The organism is Paenibacillus sp. cl123, assembly GCF_900101595.1.
Lineage (GTDB): Bacteria > Bacillota > Bacilli > Paenibacillales > NBRC-103111 > Paenibacillus_G.
The window spans coordinates 18844-34182 of record NZ_FMYY01000034.1; the positions used below are offsets into that span (position 1 = coordinate 18844).

20 protein-coding genes are annotated in these 15339 nt (G+C 51.0%); all 20 read right to left on the reverse strand.

Going from position 1 to position 15339, the window contains the following annotated elements:
* Positions 1 to 20 precede the first annotated feature (20 nt).
* Positions 21 to 563 (reverse strand): 50S ribosomal protein L5, encoded by a 543-nt coding sequence (rplE, locus tag BLR08_RS29010; protein WP_072338016.1) that lies wholly within the window; start codon positions 561 to 563, stop codon positions 21 to 23.
* A gap of 34 nt (positions 564 to 597) precedes the next feature.
* Positions 598 to 951, reverse strand: a complete 354-nt coding sequence (rplX, locus tag BLR08_RS29015) for a 50S ribosomal protein L24 (RefSeq protein ID WP_072338017.1) — start codon at positions 949 to 951, stop codon at positions 598 to 600.
* 79 nt (positions 952 to 1030) lie between these two features.
* Positions 1031 to 1399: a 50S ribosomal protein L14 gene (gene rplN / locus BLR08_RS29020; RefSeq protein WP_072338018.1), complete on the reverse strand. Its 369-nt coding sequence runs from the start codon at positions 1397 to 1399 to the stop codon at positions 1031 to 1033.
* Positions 1400 to 1440: 41 nt separating this feature from the next.
* Positions 1441 to 1704, reverse strand: coding sequence for a 30S ribosomal protein S17 (gene rpsQ, locus BLR08_RS29025; protein WP_072338019.1), 264 nt, complete (start codon positions 1702 to 1704; stop codon positions 1441 to 1443).
* Between the two features lie 24 nt (positions 1705 to 1728).
* On the reverse strand, positions 1729 to 1929 hold the full coding sequence (gene rpmC / locus BLR08_RS29030) for a 50S ribosomal protein L29 (RefSeq protein WP_072338020.1): 201 nt from the start codon (positions 1927 to 1929) through the stop codon (positions 1729 to 1731).
* On the reverse strand, positions 1919 to 2353 hold the full coding sequence (gene rplP / locus BLR08_RS29035) for a 50S ribosomal protein L16 (protein WP_072338021.1): 435 nt from the start codon (positions 2351 to 2353) through the stop codon (positions 1919 to 1921). Before rplP ends, rpmC begins: the two co-directional genes overlap by 11 nt.
* 2 nt (positions 2354 to 2355) lie before the next feature.
* A complete protein-coding gene (gene rpsC / locus BLR08_RS29040; protein WP_072338022.1) occupies positions 2356 to 3021 on the reverse strand; it encodes a 30S ribosomal protein S3 in 666 nt (221 codons plus the stop codon).
* A 13-nt stretch (positions 3022 to 3034) separates the two neighbouring features.
* Positions 3035 to 3370, reverse strand: coding sequence for a 50S ribosomal protein L22 (rplV, locus tag BLR08_RS29045; RefSeq protein ID WP_072338023.1), 336 nt, complete (start codon positions 3368 to 3370; stop codon positions 3035 to 3037).
* A gap of 50 nt (positions 3371 to 3420) precedes the next feature.
* Positions 3421 to 3699 (reverse strand): 30S ribosomal protein S19, encoded by a 279-nt coding sequence (gene rpsS, locus BLR08_RS29050; protein ID WP_072338024.1) that lies wholly within the window; start codon positions 3697 to 3699, stop codon positions 3421 to 3423.
* A 70-nt stretch (positions 3700 to 3769) separates the two neighbouring features.
* Positions 3770 to 4600, reverse strand: a complete 831-nt coding sequence (gene rplB, locus BLR08_RS29055) for a 50S ribosomal protein L2 (RefSeq protein ID WP_072338025.1) — start codon at positions 4598 to 4600, stop codon at positions 3770 to 3772.
* A 29-nt stretch (positions 4601 to 4629) separates the two neighbouring features.
* Positions 4630 to 4920: a 50S ribosomal protein L23 gene (gene rplW, locus BLR08_RS29060; protein WP_072338026.1), complete on the reverse strand. Its 291-nt coding sequence runs from the start codon at positions 4918 to 4920 to the stop codon at positions 4630 to 4632.
* A complete protein-coding gene (gene rplD, locus BLR08_RS29065; protein WP_072338027.1) occupies positions 4920 to 5543 on the reverse strand; it encodes a 50S ribosomal protein L4 in 624 nt (207 codons plus the stop codon). The genes rplW and rplD overlap by 1 nt, the downstream gene beginning before the upstream one ends.
* Positions 5544 to 5567: 24 nt before the next feature.
* Complete coding sequence (rplC, locus tag BLR08_RS29070) at positions 5568 to 6194, reverse strand: 50S ribosomal protein L3 (RefSeq protein ID WP_072338028.1); 627 nt, start codon at positions 6192 to 6194, stop codon at positions 5568 to 5570.
* A gap of 50 nt (positions 6195 to 6244) precedes the next feature.
* Positions 6245 to 6553, reverse strand: coding sequence for a 30S ribosomal protein S10 (rpsJ, locus tag BLR08_RS29075; RefSeq protein WP_062410373.1), 309 nt, complete (start codon positions 6551 to 6553; stop codon positions 6245 to 6247).
* A gap of 251 nt (positions 6554 to 6804) precedes the next feature.
* Positions 6805 to 7995 (reverse strand): elongation factor Tu, encoded by a 1191-nt coding sequence (tuf, locus tag BLR08_RS29080; protein WP_072338029.1) that lies wholly within the window; start codon positions 7993 to 7995, stop codon positions 6805 to 6807.
* A gap of 34 nt (positions 7996 to 8029) precedes the next feature.
* Positions 8030 to 10105 (reverse strand): elongation factor G, encoded by a 2076-nt coding sequence (gene fusA, locus BLR08_RS29085; protein ID WP_072338030.1) that lies wholly within the window; start codon positions 10103 to 10105, stop codon positions 8030 to 8032.
* Between the two features lie 35 nt (positions 10106 to 10140).
* Entirely contained in the window at positions 10141 to 10611 is a 471-nt protein-coding gene (gene rpsG, locus BLR08_RS29090; RefSeq protein WP_072338031.1) for a 30S ribosomal protein S7, read from the reverse strand.
* Positions 10612 to 10665: 54 nt separating this feature from the next.
* Positions 10666 to 11085: a 30S ribosomal protein S12 gene (gene rpsL / locus BLR08_RS29095; protein WP_072338059.1), complete on the reverse strand. Its 420-nt coding sequence runs from the start codon at positions 11083 to 11085 to the stop codon at positions 10666 to 10668.
* A gap of 127 nt (positions 11086 to 11212) precedes the next feature.
* Positions 11213 to 11464 (reverse strand): ribosomal L7Ae/L30e/S12e/Gadd45 family protein, encoded by a 252-nt coding sequence (locus BLR08_RS29100; RefSeq protein ID WP_072338032.1) that lies wholly within the window; start codon positions 11462 to 11464, stop codon positions 11213 to 11215.
* Between the two features lie 148 nt (positions 11465 to 11612).
* Positions 11613 to 15233, reverse strand: coding sequence for a DNA-directed RNA polymerase subunit beta' (gene rpoC, locus BLR08_RS29105; RefSeq protein WP_072338033.1), 3621 nt, complete (start codon positions 15231 to 15233; stop codon positions 11613 to 11615).
* Positions 15234 to 15339 lie beyond the last annotated feature (106 nt).

The window sequence follows — 15339 nt, forward strand, 5'->3', positions numbered from 1 at the left end:
AAACCCGTATCGTAAGCTATTTATTTCGTGAACGGCATGCCGAGCTGCGTCAGCAATTCGCGGGATTCTTCATCAGTTTTCGCCGTCGTGACGATTACGATATCCATACCGCGGACTTTGTCCACTTTATCGTATTCGATCTCCGGGAAGATCAACTGCTCTTTCAAGCCGAGCGTGTAGTTGCCGCGGCCGTCAAATGCCTTGGTCGATACGCCGCGGAAGTCACGTACGCGAGGAAGCGCAACGTTGAACAGTTTGTCGAGGAAGTGATACATACGCTCGCCGCGCAAAGTTACCTTTACGCCGATAGGCATATTTTCACGCAGTTTGAAGCCTGCGATCGATTTTTTAGCGCGCGTGATAACCGGCTTTTGACCAGATATCAGCTGCAGGTCGGAAACGGCAGTATCGAGCACCTTGGAGTTGGAAACTGCTTCGCCAACACCCATGTTAATAACGACCTTCTCGATTTTCGGAACTTGCATAACCGTAGTGTAGTTAAACTTTTGAATCAACGATGGCGTTACTTCGTTCAGAAAACGATCTTTCATTCTTGCTGCCATAAGACTCGTTTACCTCCTTTCTTTCCCTATACGATTAATCGATAATCTCGCCGGATTTTTTCGCGACGCGGACTTTTTTGCCGTTGTCCAATACTTTGTAGCCGATACGAGTCGGTTGGCCGCTCTTCGGATCTACGAGCATAACGTTGGAGACATGGATCGCAGCCTCTTGCGTGAGGATGCCTCCTTGCGGGTTCGCCTGGGAAGGCTTCGCATGCTTCTTGATCATGTTCACGCCTTCGACCAGCACACGGTTTTGACGAGGATAAGCTGCGAGCACGCGGCCTTTTTTGCCTTTGTCTTTACCTGTGATGACGATAACCGTGTCTTCTTTTTTAACATGCAATTTATTGTTATGGGACTCAAGTTTCTTCGGTTGTTTTGGCATTGTGGTGTTACACCTCCTACAGGTTTTCTCGAGTGAAAACCGCTTCGTAAGTCATGCTTGGTATTGCGCTTAATGAAGCTTAGATAACTTCAGGAGCCAAGGATACGATCTTCATGAAGTCTCTGTCGCGAAGCTCACGAGCTACCGGTCCAAAGATACGAGTGCCGCGCGGGCTCTTGTCATCCTTAACGATAACTGCTGCATTCTCATCAAAGGTAATGTAGGATCCGTCCTTACGACGAGCGCCACGTCTCGTGCGTACCACTACAGCTTTGACTACATCGCCCTTCTTGACAACGCCACCTGGTGTTGCTTCTTTCACCGAGCAGATGATCAAATCACCAATGTTTGCCGTACGACGTCCAGTACCACCCAACACACGGATACACATCAGCGATTTCGCACCAGAGTTGTCTGCTACTTTCAAACGAGTAAATGGTTGAATCATTGTGGAGTTCCTCCTTCCGGTATTGATGCCAAATGCTTATATTAAACGATGACCGCTTTTTCGACTACTTTAACCAGTCTGAAGCGTTTGTCCTTGGAGAGCGGACGGGTTTCCATGATTTCAACAACGTCGCCGATTTTAGCTTCGTTATTTTCGTCATGCGCTTTAAACTTCTTCGTATATTTAATCCGCTTGTGGTACAAGCTGTGCTTTTTGTAAGTCTCAACGGCAACTACGATGGTTTTTTCCATCTTGTCGCTTACGACTCTGCCCACTTGCGTTTTACGCTCGTTGCGTTCAGCCATTGTGAGATCCTCCTCTCTGTTTCATTAACTAGTGATTCCCAATTCTCTTTCACGCAAAACAGTTTTTGCCCGAGCAATCTCTTTGCGTACTTTTTGAATCTGTACGGGATTATCCAGTTGACCAGTAGCCAGTTGAAAACGGAGGTTAAAGAGCTGCTCTTTAAATCCGGCAATCTTCTGTTCGATCTCAGCAGAGGTTAGGTTGCGAAATTCACTAGCTTTCATTTACTTCACCACCCAGTTCTTCTCTTTTCACAAACTTCGTTTTGATCGGGAGCTTGTGAGCGGCGAGACGCATAGCTTCACGGGCGATTTCTTCGCTTACGCCGGCCAGTTCGAACAGAACCTTACCCGGTTTAACGACAGCAACCCATTTTTCTACGTTACCTTTACCGCTACCCATCCGGACTTCAAGCGGCTTTTGAGTGATAGGCTTGGAAGGGAAAATCTTGATCCAAACTTTACCGCCCCGCTTAATATAACGAGTCATCGCGATACGGGCAGCTTCGATTTGACGGTTGGTTACCCAAGCCGGCTCCATCGCTTGCAGGCCGTATTCACCGAAATGTACTTCCTGACCGCCTTTAGCTTTACCGCGCATGCTGCCACGGTGCTCTTTACGGTGTTTTACACGTTTAGGAACTAACATGATTAGTTGCCTCCTTCCGCAGCAGCCTTTTTCTTAGCCGCAGGAAGAACTTCGCCGCGATAGATCCATACTTTTACGCCGATACGTCCATAAGTGGTATGAGCTTCAGCCGTACCATAGTCGATATCTGCACGCAATGTATGAAGAGGTACCGTACCTTCGCTGTAGCCTTCCTGTCTTGCAATTTCCGCTCCGCCCAAACGGCCGCTAACCGAAGTTTTGATTCCTTTAGCGCCGGATCTCATCGTTCTTTGGATAGCTTGCTTCAACGCACGGCGGAACGATACGCGACGCTCCAGCTGCTGTGCAATGCTTTCTGCTACCAGAATCGCATCCAGATCGGGGGTTTTGATTTCTGTGATGTTGATATGAACCTTTTTGCCGCTCGTCAGCTTGGTCAGGTAAGCGCGGATAACTTCAACTTCCGAACCGCCTTTACCGATAACCATGCCTGGCTTGGCTGTATGAATCGTAACGTTAACGCGGTTAGCCGCACGCTCGATTTCGATGCGGGAAACTGCGGATTCTTTCAATTTCTGTTTCAAGTACTCACGAATTTTTACGTCTTCCATCAACAGATCGCCGAAATCTTTGCCGGCATACCATTTGGACTCCCAATCGCGAATAATACCAATGCGAAGTCCCACCGGGTTTACTTTTTGACCCACACGTTGTCCCTCCTTATTTCTCAGATACCACTACAGTGATGTGGCTGGTACGTTTATTGATGCGGCTCGCACGACCCATAGCGCGAGGACGGAATCTTTTCAAGGTTGGACCTTGATCAACGAACACTTGCGAAATCACCAGACTGTTAGGGTCCAGGGAGTTGTTGTGCTCCGCATTCGCAATCGCCGATTTCAGCAGCTTCTCGATGATCGGGGATGCCGCTTTAGGCGTATGGTTCAGGATTGCAATAGCTTCGCCCACTTGCTTGCCGCGGATCAAATCAACCACGAGCTGAGCTTTACGGGGAGCGATGCGTACGTATCTAGCAATAGCTTTTGCTTGTTGCATGGATGTACCTCCTCTCGTTCACAAACTGAATCTATATCCGAAACTTCGTATTAGCGCTTGCCCGTTTTCTTATCGTCGTCATGACCTTTGTAAGTACGGGTTGGTGCGAATTCGCCAAGCTTATGTCCTACCATGTCTTCCGTTACGTAGACCGGCACGTGCTTTCTGCCATCATAAACAGCGAACGTGTGACCGATGAATTGCGGGAAAATCGTCGAGCGGCGGGACCAAGTCTTGATCACTTGCTTTTTCGAGGAAGCGTCTACCTCTGCAACCTTCTTAAGCAGATAGCCATCGATAAACGGTCCTTTTTTCAAACTGCGACCCATATGTTGTTCCTCCCTTCTTTAAGCAACGCAACTTTCCAAAGAAAATGTCTTATCTGCTTGCAACCGTCTATTACTTCGTGCGGCGACGTACAATATATTGATTGGAAGCCTTGTTCTTCTTCCGTGTTTTGTAGCCCAGGGTTGGTTTGCCCCAAGGAGACATAGGAGATTTGCGACCGATCGGGGAACGGCCTTCACCACCACCGTGAGGGTGATCGTTAGGGTTCATGACAGAACCGCGAACTTCCGGTCTTTGGCCCAGCCAACGGGAACGTCCGGCTTTACCGATTTTGACAAGCTCATAATCCTCGTTACCGACGGAACCGATTGTCGCGCGGCAAACCTTAAGGATTTTTCTAACTTCGCCGGAAGACAAGCGAACCGTTACGTAACGCTCTTCTTTACCGAGCAATTGAGCTTCCGTACCTGCAGCGCGCACAAGTTGTCCGCCTTTGCCCGGCTTCAGCTCGATGTTGTGGATAACCGTACCAACCGGGATATTCTCCATAGGAAGAGCATTACCGATTTTGATGTCCGCATCGGAGCCCGATACGATCTGGTCATTCACTTTCAGACCTTTAGGAGCAAGGATGTAGCGCTTCTCGCCATCCACGTAGTGGATCAAAGCGATGTTCGCCGAACGGTTCGGATCGTATTCAATCGTAGCAACGCGTCCAGGTATTCCATCTTTGTTCCGTTTGAAGTCGATAATCCGGTATTTACGCTTATGTCCGCCGCCTTGATGACGAACCGTAATTTTACCTTGGTTGTTGCGTCCCGCTTTTTTGCTCAGAGGAGCCAAAAGCGATTTCTCCGGTGTAGATGTCGTAATTTCTTCGAACGTCGAAACGGACATCGCACGTCTCGCCGGGGACGTTGGTTTATACTTTTTAATTGGCACGTGGTTTCCCTCCTTACTTTAGAAGTGTCTTAGACAGATTCAAAGAACTCAAGCTCTTTGCTGTCCGCAGAAAGAGTTACAATCGCTTTTTTCCACTCGGACGTATAACCGGAGTAACGGCCATAACGCTTAGGCTTAGCCGGCATTCTGAGCGTGTTCACGTTGGTTACTTTCACTTTGAAGATTTGTTCGATCGCTTGCTTGATTTCCGTCTTGTTCGTACGGATGTCAACCTCGAACACATATTTTTTATCGGCCATCATTTCACTTGTACGTTCAGTAATGATAGGGCGCTTAATAATATCGCGAGGGTTCTTCATTACGCAAACACCTCCTCTACCTTTTGCACCGCATCCTTCGTAATGATCAGCTTGTCATAAGACAATACGTCAAGCACGTTGATTCCTTCAGCGATAACAAACTTAACGCCAGGAATGTTACGAGCGGACAATGCTACGTTTTCTTCGTAGCCAGCTGTCACTACCAAGGCTTTACGTTCTACTTTCAGGTTGTTCAGGATTGTTGCAAATTCCTTCGTCTTAGGAGCGGAAAGCTGCAGTTGATCCAGAACGATGATTTCGCTCGCCTTCACCTTGGAAGACAACGCGGATTTAATCGCCAAGCGACGAACTTTCTTAGGCAGTTTGAACGAGTAGCTGCGAGGAGTCGGTCCGAAAACCACACCGCCGCCTTTCCATTGAGGAGAGCGGATACTACCTTGACGGGCACGTCCAGTACCTTTTTGTTTCCAAGGCTTGCGGCCACCGCCGCGAACTTCGGAGCGTCCTTTTGTCTTGTGCGTACCTGCACGAAGCGAAGCGCGCTGCAAGAGAACAGCTTGATTCAGTACATGTGCATGGGGCTCGATACCGAATACGTTCTCGGACAATTCGACTTCGCCCACTTGCGAACCACTGACATTAAATACTGCTACTTTTGGCATTTGTTATCCTCCTTTCCTGCTTGCTTACTTCTTCACCGTAGCTTTGACGGTTACGTAGCTATTTTTAGGACCCGGGATGGAACCTTTAATCAGAAGCACGTTGCGCTCAACATCAACCTTAACCACTTCAAGCTTTTGAATCGTAACCGTTTCTTTACCCATATGCCCTGGCAGCTTCTTGCCTTTAGGAACACGGTTAGCTTGGATGGAACCCATGGAACCAGGACCGCGGTGATAACGGGAACCGTGAGTCATAGGACCTCTGGATTGGTTATGTCTCTTGATAACGCCTTGGAATCCTTTACCCTTGGAAACACCTGTTACATCAACGAATTCACCTTCGGAGAACAGATCAGCCTTGATCTCCTGGCCAACTTCATAACCAGCCATATCAACGCCGCGAATCTCCTTAACGTAGCGCTTAGGCGTAGCTCCAGCTTTCTTAGCATGGCCGAGCTCCGGTTTATTCGCTCTTTGCTCTTTCTTGTCGTCAAAACCGATTTGGATGGCTTCGTAACCGTCGTTCTCCGCATCTTTCTTCTGCAGAACCGTGTTAGGACCTGCTTGGATTACGGTAACCGGCACAACCAATCCTTCGGGAGTAAACACTTGAGTCATCCCAAGTTTTTTTCCTAAGATACCTTTAGTCATCGTTGACACCTCTTTTCCTCTGTTGCTTATTAGTTATCCACAAGTGTATATTACAGTTTGATTTCGATGTCCACACCGGACGGCAGATCCAGACGCATCAGCGCATCAACCGTTTGCGGCGTAGGATTCACGATATCGATCAAACGCTTATGTGTGCGCATTTCGAATTGCTCACGCGAATCTTTGTACTTATGAACAGCACGCAGAATCGTGATAATTTGCTTCTCGGTTGGAAGCGGGATTGGACCAGACACTCCTGCACCGGAACGTTTGGCGGTATCCACGATCTTCTCAGCGGATTGATCCAGAATTCTGTGATCATAAGCCTTCAAACGAATACGAATCTTTTGCTTTGCCATTGTATTCCCTCCTTCTATCGCCCAATTTAGTATCGGACATACTCCGTGAAAATCTCCTGACTCTCCATCCCTATGGCAAAGGGGCCGGGTGTGTCAGCAACCTCTCACATCATCGCAACGTCACAGACCAACGTTCACTATTATATTAAATCCGATAACAAATTGCAAGCGAAATTGCGAATAGTTGCCCAAGTTTTTTTATTGGCAAAAAAGCCCTCCAACCGCGAGGGATGGAGGGCTCTGTCAAACACTTATTTTTGGATCGATGCAACCGCACCGGCGCCAACTGTACGTCCGCCTTCGCGAATAGCGAAGCGAGTACCTTCTTCGATAGCGATTGGCGAGATCAGTTCAACCGTTACCGTGATGTTGTCGCCTGGCATTACCATTTCAGTACCTTCTGGCAGGTTGATGATACCTGTAACGTCAGTTGTACGGAAGTAGAATTGTGGACGGTAGCCTGTGAAGAAAGGCTTGTGACGGCCACCCTCTTCTTTAGTCAGAACGTAGATTTGAGCTGTGAAGTTAGTGTGAGGCTTAACCGAACCCGGTTTCGCGATAACTTGTCCACGCTCGATATCTTTACGCTCTACGCCGCGGAGCAATGCGCCGATGTTGTCGCCCGCTTGTGCGGAATCGAGCAATTTACGGAACATCTCAACGCCTGTGCAGACGCTCTTGCGAGTTTCTTCTTGCAGACCGATGATTTCAACTTCGTCACCGACTTTAACTACACCGCGCTCTACGCGACCAGTAGCAACGGTACCGCGACCAGTGATCGTGAACACGTCCTCTACAGGCATCAGGAAAGGCTTGTCCGTGTCGCGTTGTGGAGTTGGGATGTAAGTATCGATGTGCTCGAACAGCTCAACGATTTTGTCAGCCCAAGCGCCTTCTGGGTTTTGCAGAGCTTCACGAGCTGCACCGCGTACGATTGGAGTATCGTCGCCTGGGAACTCGTACTCGTTAAGAAGGTCGCGAACTTCCATCTCAACCAGTTCCAAGAGCTCTTCGTCTTCAACCATGTCGCATTTGTTCAGGAATACGACGATGTAAGGAACGCCTACTTGGCGGGAGAGCAGGATGTGCTCGCGCGTTTGCGGCATTGGGCCGTCAGCAGCGGATACAACCAGGATAGCGCCGTCCATTTGAGCTGCGCCGGTGATCATGTTTTTAACATAGTCGGCGTGGCCTGGGCAGTCTACGTGAGCGTAGTGACGGTTAGGAGTCTCATATTCAACGTGAGCTGTGGAGATTGTGATACCGCGCTCGCGCTCTTCTGGAGCTTTATCGATTTGGTCGAATGCTACTGCAGCACCGCCATATCTTTTCGACAATACGGTTGTGATTGCCGCTGTCAGCGTTGTTTTACCATGGTCAACGTGACCGATCGTTCCGATGTTAACGTGCGGCTTATTACGTTCAAACTTCGCTTTTGCCATGAGTGGATTGCCTCCTCAGATAATGGAATATATATTAGGCGCCTTTGTTTTTTGCGACGATTTCTTCCGCAATCGACTTAGGCACTTCTTCATAATGCGAGATTTCCATCGAGTATACGCCGCGGCCTTGAGTACGCGAACGCAGAGTCGTGGAGTATCCGAACATTTCGGACAGAGGCACCTTCGCACGAATGATTTGCGCGCCGAAGCGTGCATCCATACCTTCGATGCGTCCGCGGCGGGAGTTCAGGTCGCCCATAACGTCGCCCATGTACTCTTCCGGAACGGTAACTTCTACCTTCATGATCGGCTCAAGCAATACAGGCTTACACTTGTCGGCTGCTGCCTTAAGTGCCATCGAACCCGCGATCTTAAACGCCATTTCACTGGAGTCAACATCGTGATAGGATCCGTCAACAACGGTCGCTTTGATATCCACAAGCGGGAAGCCTGCGTATACGCCGTTCTTCATGGATTCTTCGATACCAGCCTGGATCGGAGCTACGAACTCCTTAGGAATCGATCCGCCGACGATTTTGCTTTCGAACTGGAAGCCAGTTCCCGGCTCAAGCGGCGAGAATTCCACCCAACAATGACCATACTGACCGCGGCCGCCGGATTGACGAACGAACTTGCCTTCGACCTTCGCAGCTTGTCTGAACGTTTCGCGGTAAGCAACCTGCGGTTTGCCCACATTGGTTTCTACCTTGAATTCGCGAAGCATGCGGTCAACGATGATTTCCAGATGGAGCTCGCCCATACCGGCAATAATCGTTTGGCCAGTTTCTTCATCCGTGTGCGCACGGAAAGTCGGATCTTCCTCGGCGAGCTTGGACAAAGCAATACCCATTTTATCTTGGTCGGCTTTGGTCTTAGGCTCAACGGCGAGCTGGATAACCGGCTCAGGGAAGTTCATGGACTCCAGGATAACCGGGTTCTTCTCATCAGACAGAGTATCGCCCGTAACGGTATCCTTCAAGCCTACGGCTGCTGCGATATCACCGGAGTAAACTTCGCTGATTTCTTGGCGGCTGTTGGCATGCATCTGAAGAATACGGCCGATACGCTCGCGCTTGCCTTTAGTTGCATTCAGCACGTAGGAACCGGAGCTTAACACGCCGGAATATACGCGGAAGAATGTCAAACGTCCGACAAACGGGTCTGTCATGATTTTGAATGCAAGTGCGGAGAACGGCTGATCGTCCGCAGATTTACGAACAACTTCCGTACCGTCGTCAAGCGTACCTTTGATATCCGGTACGTCGATTGGGGATGGGAGGTAGTCGATAACCGCGTCAAGCATTTGCTGAACGCCTTTGTTCCGGTAGGACGAGCCGCAGATAACCGGGAAGATGTTAACCGAACAAACGCCTTTGCGCAGTCCTGCTTTGATTTCCTCGATCGTCAGCTCTTCGCCTTCCAGGTACTTCTCCATAAGCGCCTCGTCAAGCTCGGCAACCTTCTCTACCAGTTCAAGGCGAAGCGCCTCTACCTGATCCTTCAGATCGTCCGGCACAGGGCCTTCGATAGGCTCTTTGCCGAGGTCGTCTTTGTAGACGTACGATTTACGTTCAACCAGATCAACTACGCCGACAAAATCATTCTCTGCGCCGATTGGCAGTTGAATAGCAACTGCATTAGCGCCGAGCTTGGCACGCATCGATTCGATAACTTGCAAGAAGTCAGCGCCGATGATGTCCATTTTATTGACGTAGGCAATCCGAGGAACGCCATAACGGTCCGCTTGTCTCCAAACGGTTTCCGATTGCGGCTCAACGCCTTCTTTGGCACTGAACACGCCTACTGCTCCGTCCAATACGCGGAGGGAACGTTCAACTTCAACCGTGAAGTCAACGTGTCCCGGGGTGTCGATAATATTGATGCGGTGGTTTTTCCACTGAGCTGTCGTAGCGGCGGACGTAATCGTGATACCGCGCTCTTGTTCTTGCTCCATCCAGTCCATCGTTGCGCCACCCTCGTGGACTTCACCGATTTTGTGCAAACGGCCTGTATAGAACAAGATACGCTCCGTAGTTGTCGTTTTGCCCGCATCAATATGCGCCATGATCCCGATGTTGCGCGTATCTTTCAAGGAGAACTGTCTAGCCATCAGGTTTTCTCCTTCCTAAACTCGTGGATTATATTCTACCAGCGATAGTGAGCAAACGCTTTGTTGGCTTCCGCCATCTTGTGCGTATCTTCACGCTTCTTAACCGAAGCGCCGGTATTGTTGGCTGCGTCCATGATTTCAGCTGCCAGTCTTTCTTCCATCGTCTTCTCACCGCGAAGACGGGAGTAGTTCACGAGCCAGCGAAGTCCCAGCGTCGAACGGCGTTCTGGACGAACTTCGATCGGCACCTGGTAGTTCGCGCCCCCCACACGGCGGGCTTTGACTTCGAGTACAGGCATGATGTTCTTGATGGCTTGTTCGAAAACTTCCATCGGCTCCTTGCCCGTACGTTCTTGAATCAGACCGAAGGCATTATACAGAATAGATTGTGCTACTCCTCTTTTACCGTCGATCATGATGCGGTTGATCAGACGAGTAACCAACTTGCTGTTGTATACCGGATCTGGCAATACGTCTCTGCGAGTAACTGGACCTTTACGAGGCATAGTTATCCCCCTTTCTCAAAAAACTCATTCGAATTTGTAAGTCGGTTAATCTTATTACTTCTTCACTTTCGGACGCTTAGCGCCGTACTTGGAGCGAGCTTGCTTACGGTTGTTCACGCCTGCAGTATCGAGCGCGCCGCGAACGATGTGATAACGAACCCCTGGAAGGTCCTTAACACGACCGCCGCGAATCAAAACAACGCTGTGCTCTTGCAGGTTGTGTCCGATACCCGGGATATAAGCCGTTACCTCGACACGGTTAGTCAAACGAACACGCGCATACTTACGCAGAGCGGAGTTCGGCTTCTTTGGCGTCATGGTACCTACACGCGTGCAAACGCCGCGTTTTTGCGGGGAGCTGATATCCGTCGACTCTCTTTTCAAAGCGTTGAAGCCTCTTTGCAGAGCCGGGGATTTGGATTTTACAACTTTAGCTTCACGTCCTTTGCGGACGAGCTGGTTAATTGTTGGCATTATGGCCACCTCCTTCTTCAAAATCACTTGCATTTTCAAGCCCACAGATCCAGGCGAATCATAAATGAACAAAGGAAACGTTCTTGCCCGGGTCACTTTGCGTTTCCCGAACAAAAACGTCGGCGTTTTATTCATTTACCACGGCCGCCATAGCGGCGCCCACTTCGATGCCACACGCTTTACCGAGCATATTCATGGATTCAACGTATGTGACCTTAACCCCCATCTTCTTGCAGAGGTTAATCATTTTTATCGTTATTCGCGGATCTGCATCTTTAGCAACAAAAACTTCAGCAGCCATTCCTAGCTCTACGGTTTTCGTGGCTTGCTTCGTGCCGATCGTTAGCTTCGCAGCCTGCTTTACTTTATCGAGATCCAAGTAAATCCCCTCCAAAGCAGAGGTCACGGGGCTTATAAATTGGCACACTTGAATATAGTAGCATCTCGCCAGCACCGTGTCAAGAAGTGCCGACCGCCATATTCATGAATTATTCGTTCATGCCGCCGGCGGCCGGTCTATTCACGGATTATTCGACGGTAACAGCTTCCGCCTCATCCGAAACTTCTTCAACAGGCTCCGCATTCGGATCGGTGATCCGGATATTGCGGTAACGGTTCATCCCCGTGCCTGCAGGAATCAACTTCCCGATGATGACATTTTCCTTAAGACCGAGCAATTGGTCCACCTTGCCCTTGATCGCCGCATCGGTCAGAACGCGCGTCGTCTCCTGGAACGATGCCGCGGACAGGAAGGAGTCGGTTTCGAGCGACGCCTTGGTGATACCGAGCAATACCGGTTTGGCTACCGCCGGCTCTTCGCCTGCGAAGAGCGACACCTTGTTGGCATCCTCATATTCATGAATGTCGACAAAGGAGCCCGGCAGCAGTGTCGTGTTGCCCGCATCGACGATACGAATCTTGCGAAGCATCTGACGGATCATGACCTCAACGTGCTTGTCGTTGATTTCAACCCCTTGGTTCCGGTATACGCGCTGAACTTCTTGAAGGATATAGTTCTGCACGCCGCGGATCCCCTTGATGCGCAGCATTTCTTTCGGGTCGATGGAGCCTTCCGTCAACTCGTCTCCCGCTTCTACCGTCTGATTCGCCGATACGCGGATACGCGAGCCGTAAGGAACATTGTACGTCTTCGATTCGGCTTCACCTTGTACTTCGATCTCGCGGCGGTCCTTCGCTTCGCGAATTTCCTTCACGACACCGTCGATTTCGGTAATGATAGCCTGACCTTTCGGGTTCCGGGCTTCGAACAGCTCCTGGATACGCGGCAAACCTTGCGTGATATCGTCTCCCGCAACGCCCCCGGTATGGAACGTACGCATCGTGAGCTGCGTTCCCGGCTCACCGATCGATTGCGCGGCGATAATCCCTACAGCTTCACCGATCTCTACGTGCTGGCCTGTAGCCAAGTTCCGCCCGTAGCATTTTTTGCAGACGCCATGCTTCGAGCGGCAGCTGAGCACCGAACGAATCTGAATGCGTTCCACGCCCGCAGCAATGATCTGGTCGGCGATTGTCGCCTCGATCAGCTCGTTGCGGTTAATCAGCACTTCGCCCGTCTGCGGATGGCGGATCGTCTCGAAGGAGTAACGTCCTTCGATCCGGTCGTACAGCTCCTCGATAATTTCCTTGCCGTCGCGGATCGTGCTGACCGTAAAGCCTTTATCCGTACCGCAGTCCTCATCGCGCACGATGACATCCTGGGCCACATCGACCAGACGGCGTGTCAGGTAACCCGAGTCCGCCGTACGAAGGGCGGTATCGGCCAAACCTTTACGCGCGCCGTGCGTCGAGATAAAGTACTCGAGAACCGTCAGACCTTCACGGAAGTTCGACTTGATCGGCAGCTCCATGATTTTACCCGATGGATTGGCCATCAGACCGCGCATCCCGCCCAGCTGGGTGATCTGCGATTTGTTACCCCGCGCTTTGGATTCCACCATCATGTTGATGGAATTGTATTTATCCAGGGATTTCATCAGAATGTCCGTGATTTCATCCTTGGCCTTGCTCCAGATCGCGATGACCCGGTCATAACGCTCATCGTCGGTGATCAGACCGCGGCGGTACTGGTTCGTCACCACTTTGACCTTCTCATCGGATTGAGCCAAAATCTCATCTTTCTCGGACGGAACCGTAACGTCGGCAACCGCGATCGTAATCCCGGCTCTCGTCGAGTACGTAAATCCGAGCTGCTTGATATTATCAAGAATGATCGAAGTTTGCGTCGTATGATAGCGGCGGAAGCATTCGGCGATAATCGTGCCGAGGTAATCCTTGCCGACCGCTTTCGTCTCAGGCAGCTCCTGCATCGCGGCACGAATATCTCCGCCCTTGTCGAAAACAAAATATTTGTCGGAAACGCCGCTGAGCAGATTCGCTTTGGTCGCTTCATTGATATAAGGGAAATCCTTCGGATAGATCTCGTTGAAGATGATCTTCCCGACCGTGGTGATCAGCATCGCTTCCTGCTGCTCCGGAGTGAAGCTTGTTTTATCCAGCGCCTTGGCCGGAATAGCTACCCGGGCATGCAGCGAAGCGTCGCCGCGATGGTACATGGACACCGCTTCGGCAACGGAGCGGATGATCGTCATGGAGCCCTTGGAGTCTTTGTTCTCCGTCGTCAAATAGAAGCTTCCGAGCACCATATCCTGAGAAGGCGTAACGACAGGCTTGCCGTCCTTAGGGTTCAGGATATTGCCCGACGCCAGCATGAGCACGCGCGCTTCCGCTTGCGCTTCGGCAGACAAAGGCACGTGGACGGCCATCTGGTCACCGTCGAAGTCGGCGTTGTACGCCGTACAAACGAGCGGATGTAGCTTGATGGCGCGGCCTTCGACCAAGATCGGTTCGAACGCCTGGATGCCGAGACGGTGAAGCGTGGGGGCACGATTCAGCAGAACCGGATGCTCCTTGATGACTTCCTCGAGCACATCCCATACTTCCGGACTTACGCGCTCGACCTTGCGCTTAGCGCTCTTGATATTGTGGGCAAGCCCTTTATTCACAAGCTCTTTCATTACGAAAGGCTTGAACAATTCCAGCGCCATTTCCTTCGGCAGTCCGCATTGGTACATTTTCAGGCTAGGCCCTACGACAATAACGGAACGTCCGGAGTAGTCAACCCGCTTACCGAGCAAGTTCTGACGGAAACGCCCCTGCTTACCTTTCAGCATATGGCTGAGAGATTTCAGAGGACGGTTGCCCGGACCTGTTACCGGACGGCCGCGACGACCGTTGTCGATCAGCGCGTCGACAGCTTCCTGCAGCATCCGCTTCTCGTTCTGCACGATAATATCGGGCGCTCCGAGGTCGAGAAGACGCTTCAGCCGGTTGTTGCGGTTAATAACGCGGCGGTACAAGTCGTTCAAGTCGGATGTGGCGAACCGGCCGCCGTCGAGCTGAACCATCGGACGCAGCTCAGGAGGGATAACCGGCAGTACATCCAGCACCATCCAGCCAGGCATGTTCTTCGAGTTGCGGAAGGCTTCCATAACTTCCAGACGTTTGATCGCCCGGTTGCGGCGCTGGCCTTGGGCCGTTCTCAGCTCTTCCTTCAGCATATCGACTTCCTTCTCGATGTCGATATCCGACAGCAGCTTCTTCACGGCTTCGGCGCCCATGCCGGCTTGGAAGGCATAGCCGTACTTTTCGCGATAGCTGCGGTATTCCTTCTCCGAGAGCAGCTGTTTCTTCTCCAGCGGCGTATCGCCGGGATCCGTTACGACGTAAGAGGCGAAATAAATGATCTCCTCAAGCGAACGAGGCGACATATCGAGCGCCAGCCCCATACGGCTCGGGATTCCTTTGAAATACCAGATATGCGATACCGGAGCGGCGAGCTCAATATGACCCATCCGTTCGCGGCGCACCTTCTGGCGAGTAACCTCGACTCCACAGCGATCGCACACAACGCCCTTATAGCGGACGCGTTTGTATTTCCCGCAGTGACACTCCCAATCCTTGGTCGGTCCGAAGATCTTCTCGCAGAACAGACCTTCCTTCTCCGGCTTCAACGTTCTGTAGTTAATCGTCTCGGGCTTCTTCACTTCGCCTCTGGACCACGAGCGGATCTTCTCGGGAGAAGCCAATCCGATTTTCATAAACTCAAAATTATTGACGTCGATCAAGGAGCAACCCTCCTCCAGCTATTGTCTCTCAATCAAATCCTATCGGAACCGTTCCATCTGTATCGCTATACGGCTTTAGGCGCCGGATCGGCGCCTATCACCTTAA

Bases quoted from the DNA above. Each gene is read 5' to 3' on its own strand.
- rplE (WP_072338016.1), bottom strand. From the start codon at position 563: ATGGCAGCAAGAATGAAAGATCGTTTTCTGAACGAAGTAACGCCATCG.
- rplX (WP_072338017.1), bottom strand. From the start codon at position 951: ATGCCAAAACAACCGAAGAAACTTGAGTCCCATAACAATAAATTGCAT.
- rplN (WP_072338018.1), bottom strand. From the start codon at position 1,399: ATGATTCAACCATTTACTCGTTTGAAAGTAGCAGACAACTCTGGTGCG.
- rpsQ (WP_072338019.1), bottom strand. From the start codon at position 1,704: ATGGCTGAACGCAACGAGCGTAAAACGCAAGTGGGCAGAGTCGTAAGC.
- rpmC (WP_072338020.1), bottom strand. From the start codon at position 1,929: ATGAAAGCTAGTGAATTTCGCAACCTAACCTCTGCTGAGATCGAACAG.
- rplP (WP_072338021.1), bottom strand. From the start codon at position 2,353: ATGTTAGTTCCTAAACGTGTAAAACACCGTAAAGAGCACCGTGGCAGC.
- rplV (WP_072338023.1), bottom strand. From the start codon at position 3,370: ATGCAACAAGCAAAAGCTATTGCTAGATACGTACGCATCGCTCCCCGT.
- rpsS (WP_072338024.1), bottom strand. From the start codon at position 3,699: ATGGGTCGCAGTTTGAAAAAAGGACCGTTTATCGATGGCTATCTGCTT.
- rplW (WP_072338026.1), bottom strand. From the start codon at position 4,920: ATGAAGAACCCTCGCGATATTATTAAGCGCCCTATCATTACTGAACGT.
- rplD (WP_072338027.1), bottom strand. From the start codon at position 5,543: ATGCCAAAAGTAGCAGTATTTAATGTCAGTGGTTCGCAAGTGGGCGAA.
- rplC (WP_072338028.1), bottom strand. From the start codon at position 6,194: ATGACTAAAGGTATCTTAGGAAAAAAACTTGGGATGACTCAAGTGTTT.
- rpsJ (WP_062410373.1), bottom strand. From the start codon at position 6,553: ATGGCAAAGCAAAAGATTCGTATTCGTTTGAAGGCTTATGATCACAGA.
- tuf (WP_072338029.1), bottom strand. From the start codon at position 7,995: ATGGCAAAAGCGAAGTTTGAACGTAATAAGCCGCACGTTAACATCGGA.
- fusA (WP_072338030.1), bottom strand. From the start codon at position 10,105: ATGGCTAGACAGTTCTCCTTGAAAGATACGCGCAACATCGGGATCATG.
- rpsG (WP_072338031.1), bottom strand. From the start codon at position 10,611: ATGCCTCGTAAAGGTCCAGTTACTCGCAGAGACGTATTGCCAGATCCG.
- rpsL (WP_072338059.1), bottom strand. From the start codon at position 11,085: ATGCCAACAATTAACCAGCTCGTCCGCAAAGGACGTGAAGCTAAAGTT.